Here is a 25,195-nt window from a genome sequence, read left to right on the forward strand (position 1 = left end):
CGTGATACCTTGCAGGTATTTTGGTTTTATGAGTACTGTTGTCTGTGTCGGATCCTATGACCCTTTGACCTATGGTCACCTGGACGTGATTAGCCGCGCAGCCCAGATTTTTGAGCGTGTGATTGTGGCGGTAGCAAAAAACTCCCAGAAAAATTATCTGTTCACCGCCGCCGAACGTGAAGAATTCATTACTCAAGCCACCGCCGATTTGCCGAATGTTCAGGCAGTTACCTGGGAGGGGTTAGCTTGTGACCTGGCCTCCCGCTATGGAGCAGTGGCGCTGGTGAAAGGAATTCGCAATTCTAAAGATACCGACAGTGAAATGACCCAGGCTTTCGCCAACCGCCAGCTTTCCGGGATTGACACCATTTTGATTCCTACTTCCCCGGAAAATGCGTTGATTTCTTCTTCAGTGGTTAAAGAAATCGCCGCCTACGGGGGAGACGTTTCCGGGTTTGTTCCTCCTGAAGTAGCACAGGCGCTACAGCAAGCATTTGCGGTGGTGTCGAAAGATACCGCCGTCCCCGATCAATCTTTGAACCCAGAAGCCTAAAAAGGAAGGAAGATTATGGAAGCCCAGGAAGAACCACAGTACGCACCTTCAGATGTGATTGCAGTGCTCGATCGCCTCACTGAAATGATTGAAGAGGGACGCAGCGTTCCCTTTTCCGCATCGGTAATGATTAATCAGGCCGAGGGGGTAGAGCTGCTCGACAACGCGAGGGCGGCGTTACCAGCTGACCTAGTTAATGCAGATCGGATTGTAGCCGATGCTAACAAAGTTTTAGATGCCGCTGATGAGGAAGCTGAGCAGACCATTTCCGATGCACGTGCTGAAGCAGAGCGAGTCACTAAAGAGGCCAAGCGGAACGCGGAACAAACTATTGCGCAGGCAAATGAACAGGCGCGGCAAACGGTGTCCGACGCCAATCAGCAAGCCGAGTCGGCGATTGCTCACGCCAGTGCCCAGGCAGAAGAAACCATTGCCCAAGCGAAGGAGCAAGCCTCGCAGATTATGCAGGAAGCCCGGCAGCGCGCAGATCAAATGGTTTCGCAAGAAAATGTCTACCGAGAAGCCCAACAGGTAGCTAAAGAAACAGTTAATTCTGCACGCGGCGAAGCCAGCGATTTTATGAATCAGTCTGACCAGTACGTTAATGATTCGTTGACCCAGCTTGAAGATTTGCTCGGGGCAATCGCTGAGCAAACTCGCCAGGGGCGCGCCCAGTTTTCCCATCAGGAGCGCCCTCAGTTTTAACCGCAGAGCGTCGGTTTTAGCGTCAGCGCGGAATAACCCTTAGGCTGAGGGACATGAAGCAAGTAAATAAGGCCGTGATTCCGCTGGAGCTAACTGGTTTAGGTTCCGCCGAGGGCGATAGTAAAACTTGGCAGTTAAAGGTAACTCTACCGACGGCTATTGGAACCGTAGATATGACTGTTCCTGCCGGAAAAACTCTGGATTTACAGGTGCTGGCGGTGGCGATTTCCGAGGGTGTATCCCTTAGCGTCAGCGGTGCTGCCCGTGCGGAAGGATTCTGTGTACGTTGCCTGCAACCGGTGGATAAATCCTTTGATTTTTCCTTAAGCCGTGTTTACTACTATCCCGAGGAACTTGCACACCTGCTAAATGAGGTGAGTGGCGACTCAAACGTGTATGCTGATTTGGACGAGGCCTATCAGGTGCAGCCGGATTCCCGTGTGGATTTAGAGCCGCTGCTGATAGATGCTATCGTTCCGCAGATTCCATATTCGGTGCTGTGCAGTCCCGATTGTCCAGGGCTATGTCCCGATTGTGGAATCATGCTGGCGCGTGCCGAGGCAGGTCATCATCACGAAAAAATTGATCCGCGTTGGTCAGCGCTTGTCGATCTAGTGAAGGAACAGGGAAAGAAGGACGAATGAGTCGCGGTTCGCAAGATTTGGCGAAACTGCTCAGCAGATGGGGGATTGAGCTAGATCCCGATATGGTGGTGCTGGCTTTAACTCACCGTTCTTTTGCGCATGAACAAGACAATCTTCCTAATAATGAGCGCCTAGAGTTCCTAGGAGATGCAGTTTTACAGCTGATTGTTACCGAGAGTCTTTACCGTAATTATCCCTCCCACCCGGAGGGTCACTTGGCGAAAATGCGTTCAGCCACGGTTTCCCAACCGGCTTTGGCCAAGGTTGCTCGCGATATTAACCTTGGGGAATTTATTTTGCTGGGACGCGGGGAAGATAAGACCGGGGGGCGCGAAAAAGATTCTATTCTCTCTGACACGGTAGAAGCCCTGATTGGGGCAACTTATTTATGCCATGGTCTGGAAGCTACCCGGGGGGTAGTAGAGAATCTGCTTCAAGAACTCTTAGAGCATGCCCTCGAGCGGGGAGCGGTTATGGACTGGAAAACTACTTTGCAAGAACTTACTGGTCAATTAGGGGTTCGTAATGTAGGCTTTTCGGTAACAGGTACGGGTCCTGACCATAATCGCCGTTTCACGGCACGTGCGCTAATTGGGCAACGGGAAATCGGTTTCGGTAAGGGGCGTTCTAAGAAGGTGGCGGAACATGAAGCCGCCAGGCAAGCGGTGATGACGCTGCGAGAAGAACACGGTGTTACTACCCCGCTAGGGTTCTAGACCACATTTATTTAACAGTTAAATATTGGGAAACAACAGTAGATTTGAGGGGAACTGTTTATGCCAGAATTACCTGAGGTTGAGGTGGTGTGTCGCGGCCTCGAAGAGCAGATTATAGGGGCGCAAATAGAAAAAGTTGAGGTATTTTTCCCTGGCTCCTTAAGGGGACAAGATGCGAAGCGCTTTAGCGAAGCGCTAAAGGGGTGGAAAATTACTAACGCCGTGCGTCGCGGCAAGTTCTTGTGGCTGTTAGGCGAGGATCAAGAGGGGAAACAAACTTTATACTCTCTGGTTATCCATCTGGGAATGTCTGGGCAGCTGTTAATCAATAAACCCAAGATTGAATTGTCTCATCGAAACCAGGGACATTTACGGGTATGTATAACTCTCCGAGATGGTAGAACCGTTAATTTCGTGGATCAGCGTACTTTTGGGCGTATGGTGGTTGAACCCCTGGTGGAAACCAAGGATAATAAACCGGCAGGTATTGGCGCTGAATCCCATCTGATTCCCCGCAACGTAGAACTAAATGTTGCCCGGGATGTGCTCGATCCTTACGCGGATTTTAAAAAGATTGCCGAAAAGGTACATCAACGCAAGAGTTCGATTAAGCACTCCCTTCTAGATCAAAAACTTGTATCCGGGATTGGGAATATTTATGCGGACGAATCATTATTTGCTGCCCGTATTAGTCCCGCGCAAAGCGCTAAAACTCTTACCGAAGAACGGATTGTGGAAATATTTAAGATCTCCGGCAAGATTATGGAGGCTGCCATTGAACACGGCGGAACCTCTTTCGATGAACTCTATGTAGATACCTCCGGAAATCCCGGGTATTTTGAGCAGGAGCTAAAAGTTTATGGACGGGGCGGCAAGCCTTGCAAGGTTTGTGGAACTACCCTAGAAAAACTTCAGCAGTCAGGGCGCAACGCCACCTACTGTCCCCAGTGCCAAGTGCTGGAAAAATAGGTTCCAATAAAAGTGCGGTGGCCGCTTTCTCCTTCTATCCGTTTTACTGAGGGGAGTCGGTGATTCCTCACGGAATTAAGGGCTGGCTGACTAACATATAGGGACATTGTTATCTTTACATCAGTATTAGGTAGAATCGAGGAGTGAACATTCAGCACTCGCAGACAGAAGAACCCTCCACTCGGGTAATGATTATTGACGACCACGAAATCGTGCGTCGCGGGATTGCCGAAATCATAGATCGCACTGCCGACATGGAGGTAGTAGCCGAGGCGGGAACGGTTGAGGACGCCGTACGTCGTGCTGAACTGGTGCGCCCCGACGTGGTGTTGGTTGATCTTCAAATGCCCGATGGCACTGGTATCGACGTGATGAAACAGTTACGCGAAGTTTCCCCTAAGTCCTTGGCTGTGGTGCTGACCAGCTTTGATGATGATGATGCTTTAGCAGAGTCCCTACAGGCAGGGGCTAAAGCCTATGTGCTAAAGACGGTAAGAGGAGCCGAAATCACCGACGTGATTAGGGCAGTAGTTGGCGGCCGGGTCTTGCTCGATGAACGTACCGTTACCCGCCGTCGCGCTGGCAACGAGGATCCCACCGCAAACCTCACCCCAGCTGAACGTAAAGTTTTAAACCTAATCGGTGACGGACTGTCCAACCGGGAAATCGGGGAAAAGCTGGGGGTCGCTGAAAAGACCGTGAAGAACCATATCACCTCGTTGCTAGCTAAAATGGGGCTGCAGCGCCGTACGCAGGTAGCTGCTTGGGTTGCCAGTCAGCGTTCCGCGGCGTGGCGGCATCAATCGTAGCTGTTCCCCTTGTACGGGGCTGGCTCGGTAAAAGCACTCCGGGGACCCCGTGACCTGCTACGCAGGTCAAGCCCCTCTCGTATCTTTTACTGGCCGCGCCCCTGTTAGGGATCAGCTACGATCATCATTTATAAAAAATAGTTTTCGATCAGGCGCTTGTTTGGTGGGTATTCGATGCTGCCAGTAATGAGTTGCTGTTCGTATGTGGGATAAATCCGCCCCTGCACGCTAAGTGCGCACCTCGCATGTTTCTCGTACCGGCCGCGACCCGAGTGCAGGGGATTAGTTTTATCCGAGTCGGCTAGGCGGACGCAAAATTTGGAGAACGTCGCTACGTTTTCCAAATTTTTGGGCAGGAGGAAAAACTAATCCCCCGCGCACAAGGGCTAGGCTGTAAAAGATGCGAGAGGGGGCTTGAACCGAGCGAAGCAAGGCTCATCGGGGTTCCCCGAGCGCTTTTACAGCCCAACCCGTACCGGGATAACAATCTAGATTCGCGTTTAATCCCCGCCGGGAAGAAAAACGTCCCGCAGGTCAAGCGCGGAGCAGCGAGCCTGCGGGCGGCGGGATAAAAATTACGGGTTGATTCGAGAGGTGGTTGGGAGTTTGATCTCTTTGCCAGCTCGCGGTAGTGCCTCTACACGACCCGATTGTGAATTACGGCGGAAGATTACATCCGAAACTCCTGAGAGTTCGGCAGCTGGAACCACTACCGGCTCCGCGAAGTAACCTTCCGTAGTGGGGGCTACTCCGGCGTGGGGAAGTACCGACACTTTGGTTCCGGCAGTCAGGTTTAAACCGGGTTCCACCATACAGTCATCTCCGAGGGCAATCCCTAATCCAGAGTTGGCACCTAGTAGGCACCGTTTCCCGATTGAAATCTGTTGTCCAGTTTCCCCTGAAAGAGTGGTCTCGGTAGAGGCCCCTCCTCCGATATCGGAGCCGTCGTTGATAACAACCCCCTGTGCTACCCGCCCCTCAATCAAGCAGGCACCCAAGGTACCGGCGTTGAAGTTAACGAACGCCGCATGCATCACGGTGGTGCCCGGGGCTAGGTAGGCGCCGAGACGAACCTTCGCTCCGTCGGCGATGCGTACCCCGGAGGGAATAATGTAGTTGACCATGGGGGGAAACTTATCCACGCTGAGCAGGTGAATCGGGTGTCCGTAGCTTAGACGCATCCGCATACGAGTGTTTTCGAAGTCTTCGACAGCGCAAGGTCCTTCCGTTGTCCAGGCAACGGTAGGTAGACGAGCGAAAATACCATCCAGGTTAATGGTGTTGGGTTTTACGAGGCGGTGGGAGAGTAGGTGCAGCCGCAAATAGGCATCGGCTGTTGAGCGCGCGGATTCATCCAAATCAATGGTTACTACGGTAGCGGTGCGGTTAACTCCTCGTCCGGCGTCACGGCCTTCAATCTGACTGAGTTTGTGGATTAAATCTTGATCGGTTTCATTGGGATGCTCGCCAAGGTAGGGGCGTGGATACCAAACATCCAAAGTTTGGCCAGTTTCGCTGACAGTAGCGAGTCCTACCCCGCGTGCTTTTCGTTCGCTCATAACTCAACCTTATCCGTTGGGGTTTGACCTGGTAAGCCCTTCCATAGGTTTGGCCAAAAAAAGCCAAGATTCCTTAATAGAGTACGCACTAACGGCAAAGAAATTCCAATAATGCCATGGGGGTCGCCCTTAATTGAGTCAATAAATGCCCCTCCTAGGCCATCGATGGTAAAACCGCCTGCTACCTCTAATGGTTCTTTGCTATTTGCGTAAGCAAGTGCCTCTGCAGTGCTGATCTCGCTAAAATATAGGGTAGCCTCTGAGTGCCCCCATACCTCTTTTTCGCAGGTAAAACCGTCCTTTGTGCGGGTGATGGCAATCGCGCAGTGGCCGGTAAAAAGTACCGCGGAGGCCCCGGAGAGCTCGTGAATCTGCGCGAGGGCGCGCTCGAAAGTGTGGGGTTTTCCCCGCAATTTTCCGTTTAAGAGCAGCATTGAATCGCAGCCCACCACCGCCAGGCGGTCACCTGTTTTTAGCTCAGCAAGAGTGTTCACGGTATCTTGATCGCAATGCAAACATTCTCGGCGTCTCCTGCCGGTTTTAGTTATTAATCGGGCGATGTGTCGGGCTTTCTCTTGGGCTAGGGCGGTGACTATCTGTGCGGAATCTGCGCTTCTTAGCCGGTTGCGCACTGCATCCTCATCAATGTTGGCCGCCCAAACTAAAGGGGTGATACCTGCTCCGTTCAGGACTTTTACTCGGGCACTAGAAGCGGAGGCTAGGACTACGCAATCGGTCATAGTTTCTATTCTAAAAGGGCGAACAGTGGCGGGGGTAATGCTGCAAGAACTATCCCTGGCGCAAGAAAATGACTGACGTAAGCGCAAAAAAGAAAAAGTTTCCACTGAAGCATAAGATTTCGCCCGCGCTGGTGGAAAAGTGAGGCTATTCACCTTAAGGTTGAAGGATGAGTGAATCCATGTCTGCTGCCCGAATTGCGCGTAACACGGTGATGCGCCCGGTGTGGAAGCTAATTGGGGGTGCTCCCACTATGACCATGCGGGAAATGGCGGCACATTTGGGGGTTGCTCTGGAGGTAATTGATAATTTTTGGACTTCCTGCGGGTTCCCGAAAGCAGACCCGGATAGTTATATGTTCACCGAACAGGATGCGCAAGCAATTAAGGAATGGATACAGGAAGTTAGGCAGAGTGCACTGTCAACCGGTGCTGTAACCTCGCTATTGCGCGCACAATCCTATATGGCTGATCGCCTGGCGCTATGGCAGTTAGAGGCAATTGTGACGGATTTTCAAGAACGTATGGGGCTTGATGATACCAGTGCGCGCCTAGTGGCTCTCGATAAGATCGATCAATACATAGAACTTCTGCAATCGCAACTGGGGTATGCCTGGCGCAGGCAGATGGCTTATCTGCTACTTAACACTAACCGAGAAGTAGAAATGCGCGAGGGGAAAGAGGCTACTCCCGATTCCTATCCCCTGGATCGGTGTATGGGATTCGTAGATATGGTTGCCTATACCCGTCGCTCTTCTACTATGACCGGTTCAGCGTTGGCAGATATGGTGCAAACTTTTGAAATGGCCTGTCGCGACGTGGTAACCACTCGCGGAGGAAGGGTGGTAAAAACCCTGGGGGATGCGGTTCTATTTGTTGCAGATGAGCTGATGGTGGCGGCCGATATCGTGTGTGCGATTGTCGAGCGACTGAAAAAGGAGCCAGAGCTCCAACCAGTGCGGGCTTCCCTAGTTCACGGGAGGGTGGTGTCTCGTTCCGGAGATATTTTTGGTCCTCCCGTCAATTTGGCTTCGCGCCTAGTAGATATCGCCCCTCGTGGACAGATTCTTATGGATGCCACCTCTGCCAAGCAGTTGCAGGCTTTAGATACCCAAGGTTTTTTTGCGGTAAGTCCCGCAGAAACTCAAGATCTCCAAGGTCTTGGTGAGGTCGAGGCCTGGCTGCTTGCTCGCGGCAAATCTGCGCAAGCTTCCTTACCTTTGATTCCTCGCAACACCTTGGAAATACCCTCCCCGCTGGTAAAGGAATAGTAAAACTATCTAAAGGTCAAGCCTGCTGGCGACAAAGATTTTTATAGTTTAACATGGGAATATGACTACAGTTTTACTTGTTGAAGACGACCCGGCTATCTCCGAACCCCTGGCACGTGCATTAGGGCGGGAAGGGTACGAAGTGCGCGCTCACGGTACTGGTCGCGGAGCTCTCGGCGAGATAATCGGCGCCGACCTCGTTTTACTAGATCTTGGTCTGCCAGATATGGACGGTCTTGATGTGGCGCGAGAGATTCGCACCCAGGGTTCTTCGGTGCCGATTCTGGTATTAACCGCACGTACTGATGAGGTTGACATGGTTGTGGGTCTCGATGCGGGTGCTGATGACTATGTAACTAAACCCTTCCGTTTGGCGGAACTTTTGGCGCGGGTACGGGCCCTTTTGCGCCGCGCTGGCAGTGACTTTCAAGACGACACTCTAGAAGCACAAGATCTCAAAATTGATGTTTCTGCTCATCGTGCTTTCCAAGATGGACGGGAACTGCAACTGACCGCCAAAGAATTTGATTTGCTGCGTATATTGGTTAAAGAAGCGGGTAATGTGGTTCCCCGCCAGGTAATCATGCAGGAAGTTTGGGGTTCAGATCCGGCAGGCTCCACCAAGACCTTGGATATGCATATTTCCTGGTTGCGTCGGAAACTGGGCGATGATGCTGCCTACCCCTATTATATTTCCACTGTGCGGGGAATGGGGTTCCGTTTCGAGGCCGACCGAAAGTAGTCGGTTATGCGCCGACGTGCGCTGTTGATGGTTTTCCAGTCGGTACTGGTGTCACTGACTTTACTGGGATTACCTTTGGCGATTTTGGCTCCATCGTACGTGTGGCAGTCCAGTCAGACTGCGCAAGACAAACAAGCAGTGACTCTATCTCGTTACCTGGATCAGATCGGGATACAGGATTTAGATCGGACTCGCCAGGCAGTTAATCAGTGGCGCAGCGTTTATGCCCCCGAAGCTCAAATTCGCATTGACCAGCGGGAAAAACGCATTTACGATTCCGGCTCTGTGGACACTGATTGGCAACTGCATTCCCATGCGCGTAGTGCCGGTGGCCTCTATATTTCCATTCGTTCCTCAGCCGTACCGGTAATTTGGTCTGCGGTGGGAGCGGTCTGCGCGGTGCTAATTTGCGGGGCAGTAGCACTGGGGGCTGGCACTGCCTTTGCTTTCCATGGTTCGCGCCGGCTGGCTGCACCTCTAATCTATCTTTCAGCCCAGGCAGAACAGGTGGGTTCCGGTGCGGTTCAAGCCCGCTTAGAACCTACCGGGATTGAGGAGATCGACCTGGTCAGCGAGGAGCTTTCTCGTTCTGGAGAGAGAATTGTAGGTAGGATTGCCAAGGAACGTCAGTTCGCCTCGGATGTTACTCACCAGTTACGTACTCCCTTAACTGCTCTATCAATGCGGATAGAAGAAATTCAATATCTAAGCGATGACGAAGAAGTCCGTAGTGAAGCTGAATCATGCCTGGAACAGGTAGAACGCATTACGCAAGCGGTCGAGGATTTGAAGAAGCGGGCACAACAGGCCAGTCATGGACATACTCAGGCAGTGAAAATGGCGGAGATTTTCCGTCAGCAAAAGGATGAATGGGAGCCGCAGTTCACGGCAGTTGGTCGCCGCATTGTTTTCAATAATTTGGTAACTGATCGTTTGCCCTTGGCAACCCCTTCTTCGCTTTCTCAGGCGATTGCCACTTTGGTAGAAAATTCTCTAAAATACGGGGCTGGTACAGTCACAGTTTCTACTCGCAAAGGCGTCTCATCGCGCTCAATTTTCGTAGAGGTTACTGACGAGGGCGAAGGCATTAGTGAAGACCTTGTCCCCGATATTTTCCGGCGGGGGATTAGCGGTCACGGATCAAGCGGAATTGGTCTGGCGCTGGCGAAAGATCTGATTGAAGCCGATGGGGGGCGTGTAGAACTGACCAGCCGACAGCCGGTAGTCTTCACCATTTCACTAGCAGCTGTTTCCGAGTCAATGTCCCCGGATCGTCTTTTGCCTCAGGGAGGACTTGTGGTGGTAGGTCGTCGTCACGGACGACACTAGTAGCTCGCTTCCGGTTGCCAATGCTGTATTGGGGATGTCCTTAACCAGAACCAAGCGCTACTGTTCTGGCTTATGTCGCAAAGGGGGGGGCTAGTTTTTCTCTGGGTTCAAAAAATTGGAAATATCGGCGGTTGCAGTCAGCGGCATCGGAAGTACTACCTGCTCATCCGGGCGGGTTGCCAACTGGGTACGGATATAGTCTTTTACTGCTTCGCGGGTATGAACATGATGGTGAGCTTTCTCAGACATGAACCAGCGGTGTTCCAAAACTTCATGGAAGATTTGCGCCGGTTCTAGTTTCGCCCGCAAATCATCGGGAATCGCGCTGATAGTGGGCAGATAAACCCGATCCATCCAGGCATTCGCCACTAAACGCAGTGGAGTTTTGTTAAGTTTCTTTTGTTGCTGATAGGTCAAAATGTCGGTATAGATACGTTTTGCCTGTTCTTCTTGGACTTCCAGGCCGGTCAAATCTTTTACCAGATGCTGGAAATGTCCCGCCTCTACTACTCGCGGTGCAAATCTTATGTAATCGCCGTCCTCATCGGATTCGATATCAACTTGACCGATATCGAAACCTAGCTGTCCTAATCTATCGGCTCGCGCCCCGACCCGCCAGATTTCGTCAGCGGGGATACGCTCGGATCCGGTTAAATCATTCCAGAGGTCATGGTAACGTTCCTCAAGGTAGTCACCGATTGTAGTGACATCAAAGTCTGCGTCTACTAGACCACCGGCCTGCAAGTCCATCAGTTCCCCGATGATGTTCGTAGCACCTAGTGACACATCATACTCACGGGAACGATCCGAAATATTATCGTAAAAACGCCCGGTTTCTGCATCCACCAGGTAGGCGGCGTAGGTTCCAGCATCACGTCTAAACAGAGTGTTTGATAGGGAAACGTCTCCCCAATAAAAACCGGATAAATGTAGGCGTACCAGCAGGGCAACTAGGGAGTTGAGTACGCGATCAAGGGTGCTTCGAGATAAATGTTTCGATATTAATACCCGGTAGGGAAGGGAATATTGTAGATGGTGGGTGATTAGAGCTGCCGGTAGCTCTTCGCCATTTTCGTCTAGGCGTCCGGCGACCACTGCCGCCACCGACACGGTGGGAAGCTCTTTGCTTTGTAGTTGGCGCAGCATCTGGTATTCGTGTAGTGCATCGCGTTCGGAAATCTCTTTTACGGCGAATATCGCACCCTCGGCCTGAATGAAACGTACTACGTGGCGAGATATACCGCGAGGGAGAGCTGCTAACAACTCATTTGGCCAGTCTTTCAAGGGAAGCGACCAGGGTAAAGAGGGTACCAGAGAATAGAATGAAGAAGTTCCCGCGGTGGTGACTCGTAGCTTTTGTATAGCTGGCACTATTCCTCCCCTCGCTCGTGGCTGGGACAATTGTGGCACAGGTCGTTGGGTATGTGCTAGCGCAGTTAGCTAAAATCGATGAAAGAGAGTTGCTTAACAGTGAGGGAGCCAGTGGTCGCGCAGGAAATCGGGGGATACCAGATCCTAAAGGCCTTGGGTGCAGGGGGGATGGCTTCGGTCTACCAAGCTAAAGCTCCTGATGGGCGCCAAGTGGCCTTGAAATTTTTACATCCTCAAATAGCCAGCGATCTCAATGCTCGAAAACGCTTACAACGGGAAGCAGACGCGATTAACCGAGTAAGTTCGTCGGGGGTAGCGAAAGTATTTGAAGTAAACACCCAGGGAGAAACCCCTTATGTGGCCATGGAGCTAATCAAAGGGATAACTATCGCCCAGGATGTGAGCGAATTCGGTACCTGGAATCTACCGGATCTGATTGACCTAGCGCAGTGGCTGGCTCGGATTTTGCGGGAACTTCATAGCGCCGGGGTAGTACATCGGGACGTAAAACCCGCCAATATCATGATCTCCAAGCAAGGTCCGGTTCTAATTGATTTTGGAATCTCCCAAACCCCAGGGGCGGAACGTTTAACCGCAACTGGGCTGGTAACGGGAACTCCAGGCTATATTTCTCCGCAACTGATTCAGGGTGAGGATGCGCGCCCGCGCGATGATTGGTGGGCTTGGCTGTGCGTGCTGCTGTTTTGTATCACTGGCCGTCCTCCCTTTGGATCTGGCCCCGTAGAAGTAGTTTTGGGGAGGATCAATACCGGCCAAGCGGATTTATCAGAATTGCCTCCGCCGTTACAACGGGTGTTTTTGTCTGGTTTTCAGATAGATCCGGAGCGTCGCGCCTCTCCTGAGCAGCTAATCGCGGCTTTGGAAGCGGTTAACGAGGGGAAAGATCCCGCTGATTACTTGCCGGAAGCTGCTCGCCTGGCTGAAGGTACCGCTGTTTCCGGGCTGGAAACAGCGGGGGTAGGGATGCGTCCCCCCAGTTTTCCGCCTTCTTCTTCACCAGATGGGGGAGCCGATTTAAGCTCGACATTCCCTACTTCAGGGCAAGATACTCGGCTATACCCTCCGGAATCATCGACGAATGCGGGGCGAGCTGAATATCAGTCGGCGCCAGTGGGCAACCATATGGGCGGCGTTAACCCGGGGGAACAGTCGGTATCTCCGGGGTATGGGGAAGTTGCGGGAGGGATTCCGGGAAGTAATATACCTGCCCAGTGGGAGCCGCGCTATATTCCTAACAAGTTGCCTAATGCCTGGATATCTTGTTTGGCGGTGATGTTATCTTTATCGCTGTTGACGGACGCTTTTGTGCTAAAAAGTTATGCAGATACCCCTTCCGTCTCTTATCTGGATGCGCTAGCTTTGGCTGTTTTAGTGGCATTTTGCGGTTTTTTCGGTGCCTTTAGGGCGAGGATGCGAGATGCGCAGCTAGCCTCTGGGATGGTCGCCCCACCCAGTGCGGCGCTAAAGGCGCAACCGTTATTGGCGCCAATCAATGGCACGATGGTGGTGGCGGTGCTGGTAGGGCTAGGGGTTGGCCTGATAGGAAGTTTTGGCTGCAATCCGCTAGCACAACTGGCATATCCGCTTTTGCCGGAGGGGGTACGTGAGCAACAGGTGGTTTATCGTCTCCTGCTCTACTTGGTATGTGCTCTGTTTGGGATGATAGCGGCCTTTTTTTCTCGTTCTTTTAGGGTGGGGTTTGGTTCCATGGTGCGTCTGCTGGGAGGAGCAGGGGCGCGCTTTTTTTGGTTCTTTATACTGCTGGTAGTCAGTATCGGTCTCGAATATATGGTGGTAAATGGTCTTTCGGTAGTTGATGTTTCTTAGTATCACTGTGCTCGCGGCCCGGATAAGCTGGGAGCTAGGCGCGTCCTCGTTTATGCTTGAAACAGATAATCTGGAAAGTCATAGGAAAGTAGCAGCGGGAAAGTAATGGCACAGAAAAAAGGTAAGTTTCAGACCGGGCAAATTAAGAGTTCATCGCAAGCGGTACAAAATCGGCAAGAAAAGGTGTGGAAACAGGTTGAAGCGCAGCGTGAAGCCGCGCGTCGGAAGCAAACCGGGAAACGGGTTGCGATTGCGATAGTCTCGCTACTAGTGGTGGCGGCGGTCGCCCTCGCCGGATACCTGGTTGCTCAGCGGGGAGGCAATGAAGAACAGGGGAGCGGTGGCGCGGTACTATCCGGACAGCTGCCGGAAAAAATTGCCTCTCTTTCCGGACAGGAGGCCGTGGATGCAGCGCAGGGAATCTTGATTGGTCAAAAGGGGGCTTATAAAGCTACTCCGGGGGTTCCTACCATTGAAATGTGGTTTTCCTATGGTTGCCCGGCCTGTTTGAATCTTGAGCATCAGTTGGGGGATAAAATCCTGGCCTTCGCTAAGGAAGGCAAAGCCAATTTGGTGCTACATCCAGTGGCTACCCATGCACTGCCGTGGACTATAGTTGCCGGGAATGCGTCTATGCAGGTAGCCGCGGGACAACCGGAGAAAGCTTTGGCTTTCCATCAGGCATTGATTGATTCCGGATACGGAGTGATGTTCGCCAAGGGACAGGAAGCCGGGTGGAAAGATCAAGGAAATTCTACGATTATGACTGATCCGAGTAAATCGCTAGAAAAAATCAAGCAAGTTGCCAAGGGGATTGGAGTTAAAGACGAAATTATTAAGTCCTTTAAGCCGGATCCCCAATCGGTTCTGTTAGAGAAGTGGCAAAAACAGTGGGCAGATGCTGCTGGTAAACAAACCCAGCAGATAGGTACTCCGATGTTTGCCTCCAATGGAAAGTTAGTTGAAAATCCGATTAATCAGGACGGAACTTTTAACGAGGACGTGTTGCTCGGTAAGTAAGAAGTATAGGAGCAATGGGGTAGATACCTGTTGCCGACAGCACTACTGGGGAAAGAGCTAGTTTTCAACTACCTAAGAGGTTGCCCAGAACTAGGTGGTAACTAGCTGCGGTTTTGTTCATTTACGAAAGCCATGACAAACTAAAGAGCGTCTTTCTTTTTGAGGATGCGAGGCGATTACTGCGTTTGCGTCATGCAGTCTTAACACGCAGGTTTCGCAGGTGTGCCGTACGCGGGTAGGCGGCGGTGCACCCTACGTGCGAGTTTACGTACGTGCCGACTTAGCTCAGTTGGTAGAGCAGCTGTCTTGTAAACAGCAGGTCATCGGTTCGAGCCCGATAGTCGGCTCCACTAAGGAGCTAACTCCTAACCGGACTTTTATCGTCTTGCTGTTGGGAATCGGTAATCCCTCTCTATTTCTAGGTGGGTCGATTGTTTATGAGCGGCATGGCCTCGTGAAGAGGAAGGGGTCGTTTAACCTGAAAGCCTGTTTCCACCAGATTGCGTCTCGGGTTCTCGTCACCGGGACGAGTTTTAAATCGGCTTTTCATCTGGATGAAACAGATTGACGGCTAACATTGATTCTTAATGATGGATTAGAGCGCTTTGGAATTACGCTATATTGATCTGCTTCAGAGAATGCTTACTTATGAAGATAGTTTGGGACAAATCCCGGCTTGCGGGTGTCAAAAAATATTGCTTGATTTTAAAAAAATTCAGTCCCTTACACGGAAAAATTGGCATAAACAGCAGAAACGTAAAAAATAAATCCCGCAACTTAACGTTGCTTAACTGCCGATTCGGATGTGAGTATAAGCATAAGCGTCCGATAAGGTCTCAGCAAAGAAGCGAGCCATGGACGTTACAAGGAGAAATGCATGAGGGTTAATGAGAACCGCATTAGGGCTACCCGCGGATCGGCATCTGATATTGCCCAGGTGTTGGGAGTATCGAAGGCAGCGGTCTCCTATGCATTAAATGGAAAGCCGGGAATCTCTGACGAAACCCGGCAGTCAATAATCGAATTGGCACGTGCTTACGGAATAGAAGTACCGGAACGTGCGACAAATATGCACGCTATCCCCTCGTTGGTAGGTTTGGTACTTGCAGATCTTTCCAACCCCTTCTACCAGGAGCTAGGCGTTGCAGTTGCCGAGGCCGCCCGGTCACATAATCTAAACACGCTGTTAGCGCATACTGGCGACCGTCCGAAAGATTTGCTCTCTACCGTGCAAACCATGACTAAGCACGGAGTTAACGGAATCATTCTTACCGCAACGCAAGACGGCGACGCTTCGGTCGCTCGCCTATTGCGAAACGCAAACCTGCCTTATGTGCAGGTATCACGCAAAATGCCAACGGTACGAGCGGCGTTCGTGGGAATAGATAACAAGAACGCGGCGAAAGATGTGGCTCTACATATGGTGAGTCACGGATATAAAAAGATAGCGTTGGCTATTGGCCCCCGGAGGTCTTCGGCTTCAAACGAGCGTCATGTTGGCTATCTTGAAGGCCTCATCGAAAGCGGATTATCAACCCCTACAGAGTGGATTGTGCGTACCGATCTGGGAACTGGGGGTGGGCATAATGCCGCCAAACATTTTCGTTCGCTGAATCGTGGGTTACCAGAGGCAATTTTGTGTGGCTCAGATGCCATTGCTTTCGGGATAATAGAGGATTTTAACGCTCATGGCATTAGCGTTCCTGGCGACGTGGCTGTGGGAGGTTTTGATGGCGTCACTCCCGCCGTATGGCCAGGATTTTCACTTACCACTATCGTGCAACCAATTCGCGCGATGGCGGATCAAGCTGTGATGCAGCTAGAAAACCTGATGCGTAACGAACGTGTCAAGCAAACGGACATCGTATGTCCTTATGAACTGCGTATCGGCAATTCTTGTCGGTGCCGCCCTATCTAATCTAATGAAAGGTAAAAGAATAATGGATTCGATATCGCTAAACGGCAGGGTTGCGGTAGTAACCGGTGCCTCGCAGGGGATTGGCAAAGGTATCGCGCTCAAGCTTGCGCAGCGCGGCGCTACCGTGGTTGTTGTAGACATCAATGGTGAGTCTGCCAAGGTGGTGGCGGAACAGTGCGGAGGGAAGTCACGAGCCATTGCATTAAATGTTGCCGATCGTGAAGCTGTGGATGCCGCCATAGAGCAGGTGATTGCGGAACTGGGAAAGATCGACATCCTAGTAAACAATGCGGGAATTAACCGTGACGGCATGCTTCATAAGATGACCGATGATATGTGGGATTTGGTGCTTGCAGTAGATCTTTCTGCTGTTTTCTACCTGTGTCGCAAGGTGGGATCGCATATGCGTGAGAACCAGTATGGGCGCATATGTAACGTGGCCTCCGAATCTTGGCAAGGAAACGTGGGGCAAACTAACTACGCGGCCGCAAAAGGTGGCGTTGTCTCTCTAACTCGCTCTATTTCCAAGGAGTTGGGGTTCAAGAATGTGACTGCCAATGCGATTGCTCCCGGTTTTATTGAAACGGATATGACCTGCAAGCTTAAGGAAATTCCTTCTCGAGCTGGCTTCGAGAATCTGTACGAAGAGCAGGTCGCCAAGGTGTCTCTCAAGCGTGCCGGAAAACCAGAAGACGTAGCCAATTTGGTTGCGTTCCTGGTATCCGACGATGCGTCCTATCTGACCGGAGAAACCATTCGCATCGGAGGGGGATACAAGCTATGAGTTTTAAACAAGTGACGCCCGAAGAAGTGGCATCACTGATTCCGAACGGGGCGACGGTGGCCGGTGACGGATTTACCATGATGAGCGTAGCTGATGAGATCTACGCACATATCGAACAGTCGTTCTTAGAAAAAGGCACCCCCAATAATTTGACCTTCGTGCATGCAGCTGGGCAGTCAAATCGAGTGGATGGACTAGCCCGTCTGGCGCACCCAAAATTACTAAAACGGGTAGTGGGGCCGCACTGGGGGCTAAACCCTCCTATGGCAAATCTCTTGGGTGAAGACGAAGTGGAAGCGATTTGCTTACCTCAAGGCCAGATATCCACGCTTTACCGCACGATAGCAGCCGGTAGGCCGGGGCAGCTTTCTACAGTGGGGTTGGGTACTTTCATTGATCCACGGCTGGATGGGGGGCGAATTAACGATTCTGCCCGCGCAGCTACGGCACCTGACGAATATGTGGAACTGGTCGAAAGAGATGGTAAAGAATATCTGTTCTACAAGTCTTTCCCAATTGACGTGGCGATTATACGGGGAACGAAGATTGACCCGGATGGGAACATGTCGCAAGAAGACGACGTAACAATTCTGGATTCACTGGCAATTGCACAGTCTGTTCATAATAATGGCGGAATTGTAATTGCTCAGGTGAAGCAGATTGTAGAGCGTGGTGACATTCCGGCTCGTCTGGTGAATGTTCCCGGTGTGCTGGTGGATTACGTTATGGTGACTTCTGATCCAGCGAAATACCACAAGCAAACTAACTCTGCGATCGAGGTAAATATGGATCTGATCACGGGGTATGCCTCCTCTGAGGAGCTCGCAGAGTCCATCCTTGCCCACGAGGTGGAACCGGTTCGGGTGCGTATCGGGGAGAGAGGGGCAAAGCTGGTGCGTGATGGCGACATTATTAATCTGGGTACCGGTCTTCCTGGTGACTCCATAGGTCGGGCACTTGCGGTGAGCGGTAAGCTCGCCAATGTTACCTTAACGGTGGAGTCTGGCACATACGGAGGGGTTCCCTTAGGGGGAGTGGACTTCGGATGCGCAATTCATCCGGCAGCCATTATCAGCCATCCGCAACAGTTTGACTTTTACAACGGTGGCGGGGTGGACATCACCTACATGGGCGTGGGGCAGGTTGATGGCAAAGGCAACATTAACGTTTCGGCTTTTGGGGGCAAGGCTATCGGTTGTGGTGGCTTCATGGACATCGTGGACGGTGCGAAACGCATCTGCTTCCTGATGATTGCCGATTCGAAACATCCCAAGTGGGTAGATGAAGTAGATCAATTGACCTTCTACGGCGCTGCTGCCCTAGAAAAGGGACAAGAGGTCTACCTGGCATCTGAACATTACCTGGTGCAGCTAACCACCGAAGGTTGGAAGATTCTCGAGGTTGATGACAATGACGCTGCTCGCCAAGCAGCGGAACTCATACGTACGGCGCGTTAAGTAAACCACTGGATTCCGCGAAGGCGGAGCGGTTCTATTAAGAAAGGTAAACAATTGGAGAAAATAGTCATTGTTGAGGGCGCAAGGACTGCAATCGGTACATTTGCTGGTTCACTGTCCACTACGCCTAATCACGTCATGGGGGCAACCGCTATGAAAGCGGCGGTGGAGCGTTCCGGTGTTCCCATGGATGCGATTGATGAAGTAGTAGTAGGTTGCGTGGGACAGGTAGGCGGGGATGCCTTCTTGGCACGTCGAATTTCCTTAGAGGCGGGAGTTCGTGAAGAATCCACTGCTTTTACAGTAAACAGGCTATGCGGATCGGGGTTGCAGGCAGTTCAATCCGCAGCGCTTGAACTGCGTACTGGCGATTCAAAATTCGTAGTTGCAGGTGGTTCCGAAAATATGTCGAACCAACCCTTTATGGATTTTCAGGCACGTAACGGCTGGCGCACGGGCAACCATACCTTGGTTGACGGCACTATGTCGCTAGTGACCGATCCTTTTGGCGGCTACCCGATGGGTGTTACCGCAGAAAATGTGGCGGATAAATTCAATATTTCTCGCACCGATCAGGATGCTTTTGCGGCACGTTCGCAAAGGTTAGCTGCAAAAGCTCAAGCTGACGGTATGTTCGAAGATGAGATTGTGGACATCACAGTTAAGGAACGTAAGTCGGAGCGGGTGTTTAACACAGATGAGCATTTGCGTCCCACCACCGACGAGGAGAAGCTGGCTAAACTACGTCCTGCCTTCCGTAAAGACGGATCGGTTACTGCTGGTAATTCTTCTGGCATTAATGATGCTGCCGCGATGTTGGTGATGACCACTGAATCTATTGCGAAAGCAGAGGGTTTAAAGCCGATTGGTGAGCTGGTTAGTTTCGCAAAGGCTGGTTTGTCTCCTGAAATTATGGGATTTGGTCCTGCGTTAGCTATTCCCCGCGCCCTTGATAAGGCTGGACTAATTCTTGCCGACATCGATTGGATTGAGCTTAACGAAGCTTTCGCTGCCCAAGCTTTGGCGGTAATCCGTGATCAGGAATTAGATATGGATAAGACCAACCCACTGGGGGGTGCGATTGCATTGGGGCACCCGGTGGGAGCAACTGGCGCCATTTTGACCCTCCGAACTCTTTACAATCTACGCCGCACCAACACCGAATTTGGCATGGTGACCATGTGTATTGGTGGCGGTCAAGGGGTAGCAGCAGTATTCCGAGCACTATAAGGGAGTTTCTAATGAAAATATCAAAGGTGATAGATCTAAAACCAAATCTGGGTGAAGGCCCTATATGGGATGTAAAAAACCAAGAGCTGTGGTGGATTGATTCTCAAGATGGAAGGTTGTTCCGCCACAACGAAGACACTAGCAATCTAAGAGTTTGGGACGTGCGCGAAAAAATTGGTTCCATGGCGTTGTATCAAGACGGAAAGTCAGCTCTGCTAGCGCTGCAAACTGGACTCTACAAGTATGATCTGGAGGCTGATAAAGCTGAATTAATTTCAGATCCAGAACCTGAATATCCAAAGAATCGGCTCAACGATGGAAAGGTAGATTTCCGCGGGCGTTTTGTTTTCGGATCGATGGATACCATGGAAGAGGCTCCGACTGGTCGCCTATATTCCTATGAAGAGGGCAAAGAACTACGGGTGATTGACGAAGGAATCATTTGTTCGAATGGTCCTTGTTGGTCACCTGATGGATCAATCTTCTATTTTGCAGATACCTGGACCGGGGATATCTGGGCGTACGACTATGATCTGAAAACTGGCGATGTCTCTAACCGACGAGTGTTTGCGACCGTAGATCAGTCGGATGGGGGAGCATGCGATGGAATGACGGTCGATGCTGAAGGATTCGTCTGGCAAGCACACGTATATGCGGGAAAGCTTAATCGTTACGATCCCGATGGAAAACTGGAACGCCAAATTGAAATGCCGGTAAAGAAGGTTACCTGTCCGGTATTTGGTGGGGCGAATTTAGACCGGCTTTTTGTAACTACCATGGCACGCCCTCCGCTTCCCCGTTTCCCCGAAGACGGTGCTGCCCGCGGATCCTTGTATGTGATCGATGATCTTGGAATTAGAGGCTACGAGACCCCTCGGTTTGGAAAATAAGGAGACAAAATGAAACATAATCGAATCAGCCGCGGTTCCGCGCCTCTTAGCCTTATCCCGAAAGGATCTTGGGTTGCCCTTGGCGTAACCTGGATTATTTGGGCTATTAACGCTTTTGATCGTGAAGTAATACTCCGCCTCGGCCCGGTAATTTCTGATCACTTCAAGTTGAGTCCCGAACAGTGGGGAACAATCACCGCGATTATTATGTTCTCCCTGGCGCTATTGCCCATTATAGCTTCGCGTATGAGCGACAAACATGGTGTAGGTTGGAAACGAGCTGCTTTCCAGGTACCCCTGGTAATTGGCTATAACCTTATTTCCGCCTTCACTGGAATAAAAGCAATTGCCCATAATCTGAATATTTTTATTGCTTTGCGTATCGGAGTAAATCTGGGCGCAGGCGCAGGCGAACCTATCGGTATCTCTAACACCACAGAATGGTGGCCGAAGGAACGTCGCGGATTCGCACTGGGCGTACACCACACGGGTTACCCAATCGGTGCATTGTTCTCTGGTTTGGCTGTAGCTTGGATCTTAAAGACATTCGGCGATGAAAACTGGATGTATGTATTCTTCATAGGTCTAATCGTGTCCGTACCAGTGATGCTTTTCTGGCACTGGTATTCTACTCGTGATCGTATCGTTGCTACCTACAAAGAAATCGAAGCTAACGGTATGACCGTTCCGATAGATCCGGAGCAGGAAGCAATCCACGCAGATGCCGAAGGTGCCGTTGGTAAGTGTTTACGCAATAGCATTGTGATGTTGACTTCCGGAACCACTATGCTTACGCAAATTGTTTATATGGGCATCAATTATGTATTGCCACTGTATCTTGCCAATATTATGGGGCTCGATTTCTCTCGGGCAGCTGCCTACTCGATCGTATTTACGATTACAGGTGCTTTGGGGCAGATCTTCTGGCCCACACTGTCTGATTATCTGGGACGGCGCAAGACAATTGTGTTATGTGGTATTTGGATGGCTGTTGGTGTTGGAGGCTTCTACTTTGTGCGCAGCATGGCGTTCTACATCTTCCTGCAGCTTTTCTTCGGTTTGGTTGCTAACGCCGTATGGCCGGTGTACTACGCTGCTGCAACGGATAATGCCCCCGATGGTGCCCACGGTACCGCAAATGGGTTCATAACTACTGCAATGTTCATTGGAGGGGGTCTCGCGCCGCTGCTGATGGGATGGCTTATTGCTCTCGGGGGAGGCTGGGAGGCCGCCGCTGGCTACAATTTCACCTTCCTCTTCATGGCGGCATGCGCAATCATGGGGGTGATTCTCCAGTTCTTTATCCCTAAGGGGGCTCTGGAATCTCACCATCAGGATGCCTAATCCTCCCCGATGAGTAATAGCATCTAGGTACTTACAATCGCTGGTGGGGTAGGCAAACTAACCGACTACCCCGCCAGCGATAAAGATTGGAGAAGCAATGAAATTTGTTCTGGCGCCAGATTCATTCAAGGGAACCATGACCGCAGCTACTGTCGCAGCCACCATGAGTGCGGGGGTTCGTGATGTGTTTCCTGATGCCGAATGTATCGAGGTACCCATGGCTGATGGTGGCGAGGGCACCACCCGATCTTTGGTTGATGCTCTAGGTGGTGAAATGCGTACTGTTGAAGTTAGCGATGCACTAGGGCGTTCTAGAACCGCACATTTCGGGTGGATTGCAGCAAAAAAACTTGCGGTCGTTGAAATCGCTGAAGCTGCCGGTATCGAGCATTTAACCGTAGAAGAGTTAGATCCTCATCAAGCCACCACCGTGGGGGTAGGGCAGCTTCTCAACCACATAATTGAGCTTTCTCCTGCTCAAGTGATTATCGGTTTAGGGGGGTCTGCTACCAATGACGGTGGATGGGGGATGGCATATGAACTAGGTGCCATTGTTAAGAATAGTTCTGGTAATCCAATCGAAAGTCGGGCACTGGCCCTGGCGGACGCCGCCAACCTGGACACCAGCGGCATCAGCGAACGCTGGCAAGATGTAGAAATCACGCTCGCGTGCGACGTTGATAACCCACTAACTGGAGAACGAGGTGCCACCGCAGTTTTCGGCCCCCAAAAAGGGGTGCAACCTGAAGAAATAGCCCTATTCGATGCAGCTTTAGCGCAATGGGGAAACCTGCTAGATGAAACCAGCGGTCGTGCTGTTAGTAAAAATCCTGGTGCGGGTGCCGCTGGCGGTTTAGGTGCAGCGCTTATGGCTTTGCTGGGAGCCAAACCGCAGCGCGGGATAGATGTGGTAATACATGCGGTCAGTTTAGAAGATCAGCTAGCCGGGGCAGACTTTGTATTTACCGGCGAAGGATCCATGGATTACCAAACGAAATTTGGTAAAACCCCCTGGGGGGTTATGCTCGCTGCCCGCAAACAGAATATTCCTACTATTGCGTTCACCGGCAATTTAGGACGCAACGTTGAGTCACTACACGAAAACGGCTTTGCCGCCATCATCCCGACCGTGCGCGAAGTAGGGAGCTTAACCGAGGCTCTCGAAAAAGCTCAACCATCACTCAGGGAGTCAGTGCGTATGGCATGCCGAATACTTGCCGCTGCGCGGCATACCGAAAAATTCTGAACAGCCTAATCCCTTGGGGCTTGGACTAGCAATATCTAATCGCATTGAGATCACGCTTATTTTGCTATCCAGACCGCAAAATAATAAGGAGTAAAAATGATTTCCGGACAAGCCCTTTGGCCGAAAGATATGGTGCAAGATTTACAGTCAGTTGAGGTCTATGGGCGAACGGTTCAAACCTATGTACCTGGTCCTGCTTCACTGTATGAAACTCTAGAAAATACTGCGCGACGATTCGCCACTAAGGTGGCAATTTTTGCTGAGGACGGTAACCGTTTCACTTTCTCTGAAGTTAAACAGCTAACCGACCAGTTTGCGGCCTATTTGCATACAAAATATAAAATTGGTCCCGGAAAGCGGATAGGGGTATTGCTGGATAATGGAATTGACTTTATTACCTCTTTTTACGCTAGCAACCGGCTAGGTGCCATTATTGTGCCGCTTCCCGGTAAATTTCGTCGGGCGGAAATCGATGCTTTGGTGGCGCGTGCCAACTTAGATCTAGTCATATGTCATCCTGAGCAAGCTGCTTGGTTTGAGGGGAAGCCAGTGGTTACCACCTCCTCTAACAGCTGTGCTTGCGGGTTGCCTTTGACTAGTGAGAGGGGGGAGTTAGACCCGAAAATAGTGCTGGCAGAGGTTCCACTTCCGGGCATTGCGCAGGATTCAATCCTGTTATTCACCTCGGGCACCACCTCCCTATCCAAAGGTGTCTTACTCACGAATATGAATGCAGTGCATGCTGTACGTTCTTATGAAAGGGTACTGGAGTTAACCAGTGATGATACTACTATTATCGCTGTTCCCATCTACCATGTTACCGGAATGATTGCCATCATTGGACTATTTATTTATTTAGGAGGTTCCATTCATATTCAAAAACGTATGGAAGGTAGACCATTCGTTAAAGAAATTTTCATTTCTGAGGTTAGCTTTGTGCATGCCTCTCCCACGGTTTTCGCGTTGATGTTAGAAGAGCGTGACCGTTTTCCCGAACTTCCATCGGTGCAGAAGATGGCATGTGGCGCTGCCCATATGCCGGTATCTCGAATTAAAGAATTGCATGAATGGATGCCACAAATGCAGTTCCGTACAGTTTATGGGCTAACCGAAAGTTGCTCGCCTGCTTTCGTGTTTCCCTGTGATGCGGCTGGCTCACCCTACTTGGGTTCCTCTGGACTGCCTATCCCCGGACTAGAAGTGAAGATATGTGATGACTTTGGGGTGGAGTTACCTGTTGGCGAGGTGGGAGAAATAAAAATGCGCGGAGCCAACATCGCTAGGCGCTATGACGAAATTGAAATTGATGCGTTGACTGCCGATGGTTGGCTGGCCACTGGTGATGTTGGGCGGGCTAATTCCCAGGGGTATATCTACCTGATGGATCGCAAGAAAGACATGATTAACCGCGGTGGCGAAAAAATTTGGTGTATCGATGTGGAAGAAGAATTGCGTAGGTTAAATGTGATTACCGATGCTTCCGTGGTTGGAGTTCCCGACCCGGTCTATGGTGAAGTTGCTGCTGCTGCCGTGGTACTTGCGGAGGGGGCAACCACCAATGAAACACAATTAAAACAAGAACTAAATAAGCGGTTGGCACGCTACCAGGTTCCGGTTTACTTCCGTCAGGTTTCCGCTATCCCGTTAACCGCCGGTTCCAAGGTAGATAAGAGTGCGGTACGAGCCCTGTTTGTCTCTCTTTAAAACACTTGCTTTATCAGGGTATTGGCGTGGGAGTATCAGGTTGCGGTAGAGAGCTTTGATCCCCTAATTGGCGTTATTCGAAGCTTGTAATATCGATGTAAAGGCTAATTGTGTACCCACTCATAACTGTCTAGCTCAAAGTTGTTGCCTGCCTGGCGCATGCGCCTCGCTCCTGGTTTTGCTGAAACCAGGTAGTCCACCTCCAGTCTTTGAGCAGGAACAGCGGTTGCAAATGTCTGGTGAATAAAAACTAGAAAGGTTCTATTAGTATTAATTCGTGAATAAAAAATATTATTTTATTTGCAGCCGAAACATTTCGCTTCTCGCCCGTTAAATAAATTTCACTGCC

Annotated in this window: 22 protein-coding genes and 1 tRNA gene; 20 read left to right on the forward strand and 3 right to left on the reverse strand. The window is 51.0% G+C overall.

What is annotated here, in order from left to right:
- The first annotated feature begins 28 nt into the window (after window positions 1-28).
- From coaD to EFB02_RS06725, 6 genes are all read left to right on the forward strand, one after another.
- The gene (coaD, locus tag EFB02_RS06700; protein WP_122820824.1) at window positions 29-553 is read left to right on the forward strand and encodes a pantetheine-phosphate adenylyltransferase; all 525 of its coding nucleotides are present in this window, start codon (window positions 29-31) and stop codon (window positions 551-553) included.
- A gap of 15 nt (window positions 554-568) precedes the next feature.
- Window positions 569-1,258 (forward strand): hypothetical protein, encoded by a 690-nt coding sequence (locus EFB02_RS06705; protein ID WP_122820825.1) that lies wholly within the window; start codon window positions 569-571, stop codon window positions 1,256-1,258.
- A 53-nt stretch (window positions 1,259-1,311) separates the two neighbouring features.
- Window positions 1,312-1,902 carry a YceD family protein gene (locus tag EFB02_RS06710; RefSeq protein ID WP_122820826.1) on the forward strand — a complete coding sequence of 197 codons (591 nt, stop codon included), beginning with the start codon at window positions 1,312-1,314 and terminating at the stop codon, window positions 1,900-1,902.
- On the forward strand, window positions 1,899-2,618 hold the full coding sequence (gene rnc / locus EFB02_RS06715) for a ribonuclease III (protein WP_122820827.1): 720 nt from the start codon (window positions 1,899-1,901) through the stop codon (window positions 2,616-2,618). The genes EFB02_RS06710 and rnc overlap by 4 nt, the downstream gene beginning before the upstream one ends.
- Before the next feature lie 60 nt (window positions 2,619-2,678).
- Window positions 2,679-3,587: a bifunctional DNA-formamidopyrimidine glycosylase/DNA-(apurinic or apyrimidinic site) lyase gene (gene mutM, locus EFB02_RS06720; protein WP_122820828.1), complete on the forward strand. Its 909-nt coding sequence runs from the start codon at window positions 2,679-2,681 to the stop codon at window positions 3,585-3,587.
- Between the two features lie 188 nt (window positions 3,588-3,775).
- Window positions 3,776-4,396: a response regulator gene (locus EFB02_RS06725; RefSeq protein ID WP_122821041.1), complete on the forward strand. Its 621-nt coding sequence runs from the start codon at window positions 3,776-3,778 to the stop codon at window positions 4,394-4,396.
- A gap of 575 nt (window positions 4,397-4,971) precedes the next feature.
- Here the strand turns inward: EFB02_RS06725 and EFB02_RS06730 are convergent.
- Entirely contained in the window at window positions 4,972-5,955 is a 984-nt protein-coding gene (locus tag EFB02_RS06730; protein WP_122820829.1) for a DapH/DapD/GlmU-related protein, read from the reverse strand.
- A complete protein-coding gene (locus EFB02_RS06735) occupies window positions 5,952-6,695 on the reverse strand; it encodes a Maf family protein (protein ID WP_122821042.1) in 744 nt (247 codons plus the stop codon). The genes EFB02_RS06730 and EFB02_RS06735 overlap by 4 nt, the downstream gene beginning before the upstream one ends.
- A gap of 167 nt (window positions 6,696-6,862) precedes the next feature.
- Here EFB02_RS06735 and EFB02_RS06740 point away from each other — a divergent pair, with 167 nt between their 5' ends.
- The 3 genes from EFB02_RS06740 (at window position 6,863) to EFB02_RS06750 (ending at window position 10,034) form a co-directional block, all read left to right on the forward strand.
- The gene (locus EFB02_RS06740; RefSeq protein ID WP_122820830.1) at window positions 6,863-7,963 is read left to right on the forward strand and encodes an adenylate/guanylate cyclase domain-containing protein; all 1,101 of its coding nucleotides are present in this window, start codon (window positions 6,863-6,865) and stop codon (window positions 7,961-7,963) included.
- A 61-nt stretch (window positions 7,964-8,024) separates the two neighbouring features.
- A complete protein-coding gene (locus tag EFB02_RS06745) occupies window positions 8,025-8,705 on the forward strand; it encodes a response regulator transcription factor (protein WP_122820831.1) in 681 nt (226 codons plus the stop codon).
- 6 nt (window positions 8,706-8,711) lie between these two features.
- Window positions 8,712-10,034 carry a sensor histidine kinase gene (locus tag EFB02_RS06750; RefSeq protein WP_234992768.1) on the forward strand — a complete coding sequence of 441 codons (1,323 nt, stop codon included), beginning with the start codon at window positions 8,712-8,714 and terminating at the stop codon, window positions 10,032-10,034.
- A 90-nt stretch (window positions 10,035-10,124) separates the two neighbouring features.
- On the opposite strand, the gene EFB02_RS06755 is transcribed toward EFB02_RS06750, so the two are convergent.
- The gene (locus EFB02_RS06755; protein ID WP_234992769.1) at window positions 10,125-11,405 is read right to left on the reverse strand and encodes a DUF4032 domain-containing protein; all 1,281 of its coding nucleotides are present in this window, start codon (window positions 11,403-11,405) and stop codon (window positions 10,125-10,127) included.
- 78 nt (window positions 11,406-11,483) lie between these two features.
- Between EFB02_RS06755 and EFB02_RS06760 the strand changes: the two genes are divergently transcribed.
- The 11 genes from EFB02_RS06760 (at window position 11,484) to EFB02_RS06810 (ending at window position 24,846) form a co-directional block, all read left to right on the forward strand.
- Window positions 11,484-13,253, forward strand: coding sequence for a serine/threonine protein kinase (locus tag EFB02_RS06760; protein ID WP_122820832.1), 1,770 nt, complete (start codon window positions 11,484-11,486; stop codon window positions 13,251-13,253).
- A gap of 105 nt (window positions 13,254-13,358) precedes the next feature.
- Window positions 13,359-14,273: a DsbA family protein gene (locus tag EFB02_RS06765; protein WP_122820833.1), complete on the forward strand. Its 915-nt coding sequence runs from the start codon at window positions 13,359-13,361 to the stop codon at window positions 14,271-14,273.
- 274 nt (window positions 14,274-14,547) lie between these two features.
- A tRNA-Thr gene (locus EFB02_RS06770) sits at window positions 14,548-14,623 on the forward strand.
- 527 nt (window positions 14,624-15,150) lie between these two features.
- A complete protein-coding gene (locus EFB02_RS06775; protein ID WP_122820834.1) occupies window positions 15,151-16,191 on the forward strand; it encodes a LacI family DNA-binding transcriptional regulator in 1,041 nt (346 codons plus the stop codon).
- 22 nt (window positions 16,192-16,213) lie between these two features.
- The gene (locus EFB02_RS06780) at window positions 16,214-16,975 is read left to right on the forward strand and encodes an SDR family oxidoreductase (RefSeq protein WP_122820835.1); all 762 of its coding nucleotides are present in this window, start codon (window positions 16,214-16,216) and stop codon (window positions 16,973-16,975) included.
- On the forward strand, window positions 16,972-18,432 hold the full coding sequence (locus EFB02_RS06785) for a CoA-transferase (RefSeq protein ID WP_122820836.1): 1,461 nt from the start codon (window positions 16,972-16,974) through the stop codon (window positions 18,430-18,432). The genes EFB02_RS06780 and EFB02_RS06785 overlap by 4 nt, the downstream gene beginning before the upstream one ends.
- Before the next feature lie 54 nt (window positions 18,433-18,486).
- Window positions 18,487-19,662 (forward strand): thiolase family protein, encoded by a 1,176-nt coding sequence (locus tag EFB02_RS06790; RefSeq protein WP_200831571.1) that lies wholly within the window; start codon window positions 18,487-18,489, stop codon window positions 19,660-19,662.
- Between the two features lie 11 nt (window positions 19,663-19,673).
- Window positions 19,674-20,552, forward strand: a complete 879-nt coding sequence (locus tag EFB02_RS06795) for an SMP-30/gluconolactonase/LRE family protein (protein ID WP_122820838.1) — start codon at window positions 19,674-19,676, stop codon at window positions 20,550-20,552.
- Between the two features lie 9 nt (window positions 20,553-20,561).
- Window positions 20,562-21,896, forward strand: coding sequence for an MFS transporter (locus EFB02_RS06800; protein ID WP_122820839.1), 1,335 nt, complete (start codon window positions 20,562-20,564; stop codon window positions 21,894-21,896).
- A 97-nt stretch (window positions 21,897-21,993) separates the two neighbouring features.
- Entirely contained in the window at window positions 21,994-23,142 is a 1,149-nt protein-coding gene (locus EFB02_RS06805) for a glycerate kinase (RefSeq protein ID WP_122820840.1), read from the forward strand.
- 96 nt (window positions 23,143-23,238) lie between these two features.
- Window positions 23,239-24,846: a class I adenylate-forming enzyme family protein gene (locus EFB02_RS06810; protein ID WP_122820841.1), complete on the forward strand. Its 1,608-nt coding sequence runs from the start codon at window positions 23,239-23,241 to the stop codon at window positions 24,844-24,846.
- The last annotated feature ends 349 nt before the right edge of the window (window positions 24,847-25,195 follow it).

The sequence above is a fragment of the Varibaculum vaginae genome (genome assembly GCF_900604285.1).
Lineage (GTDB): Bacteria > Actinomycetota > Actinomycetes > Actinomycetales > Actinomycetaceae > Varibaculum > Varibaculum vaginae.

Coding starts and splice junctions, on each gene's coding strand:
- EFB02_RS06775 (WP_122820834.1), top strand. CDS start 15,151: ATGAGGGTTAATGAGAACCGCATTAGGGCTACCCGCGGATCGGCATCT.
- EFB02_RS06750 (WP_234992768.1), top strand. CDS start 8,712: ATGCGCCGACGTGCGCTGTTGATGGTTTTCCAGTCGGTACTGGTGTCA.
- EFB02_RS06745 (WP_122820831.1), top strand. CDS start 8,025: ATGACTACAGTTTTACTTGTTGAAGACGACCCGGCTATCTCCGAACCC.
- EFB02_RS06705 (WP_122820825.1), top strand. CDS start 569: ATGGAAGCCCAGGAAGAACCACAGTACGCACCTTCAGATGTGATTGCA.
- coaD (WP_122820824.1), top strand. CDS start 29: ATGAGTACTGTTGTCTGTGTCGGATCCTATGACCCTTTGACCTATGGT.
- EFB02_RS06780 (WP_122820835.1), top strand. CDS start 16,214: ATGGATTCGATATCGCTAAACGGCAGGGTTGCGGTAGTAACCGGTGCC.
- EFB02_RS06760 (WP_122820832.1), top strand. CDS start 11,484: ATGAAAGAGAGTTGCTTAACAGTGAGGGAGCCAGTGGTCGCGCAGGAA.
- EFB02_RS06735 (WP_122821042.1), bottom strand. CDS start 6,695: ATGACCGATTGCGTAGTCCTAGCCTCCGCTTCTAGTGCCCGAGTAAAA.
- EFB02_RS06765 (WP_122820833.1), top strand. CDS start 13,359: ATGGCACAGAAAAAAGGTAAGTTTCAGACCGGGCAAATTAAGAGTTCA.
- mutM (WP_122820828.1), top strand. CDS start 2,679: ATGCCAGAATTACCTGAGGTTGAGGTGGTGTGTCGCGGCCTCGAAGAG.
- EFB02_RS06725 (WP_122821041.1), top strand. CDS start 3,776: ATGATTATTGACGACCACGAAATCGTGCGTCGCGGGATTGCCGAAATC.
- EFB02_RS06785 (WP_122820836.1), top strand. CDS start 16,972: ATGAGTTTTAAACAAGTGACGCCCGAAGAAGTGGCATCACTGATTCCG.
- EFB02_RS06800 (WP_122820839.1), top strand. CDS start 20,562: ATGAAACATAATCGAATCAGCCGCGGTTCCGCGCCTCTTAGCCTTATC.
- EFB02_RS06805 (WP_122820840.1), top strand. CDS start 21,994: ATGAAATTTGTTCTGGCGCCAGATTCATTCAAGGGAACCATGACCGCA.
- EFB02_RS06710 (WP_122820826.1), top strand. CDS start 1,312: ATGAAGCAAGTAAATAAGGCCGTGATTCCGCTGGAGCTAACTGGTTTA.
- EFB02_RS06810 (WP_122820841.1), top strand. CDS start 23,239: ATGATTTCCGGACAAGCCCTTTGGCCGAAAGATATGGTGCAAGATTTA.
- EFB02_RS06730 (WP_122820829.1), bottom strand. CDS start 5,955: ATGAGCGAACGAAAAGCACGCGGGGTAGGACTCGCTACTGTCAGCGAA.
- rnc (WP_122820827.1), top strand. CDS start 1,899: ATGAGTCGCGGTTCGCAAGATTTGGCGAAACTGCTCAGCAGATGGGGG.
- EFB02_RS06740 (WP_122820830.1), top strand. CDS start 6,863: ATGAGTGAATCCATGTCTGCTGCCCGAATTGCGCGTAACACGGTGATG.
- EFB02_RS06795 (WP_122820838.1), top strand. CDS start 19,674: ATGAAAATATCAAAGGTGATAGATCTAAAACCAAATCTGGGTGAAGGC.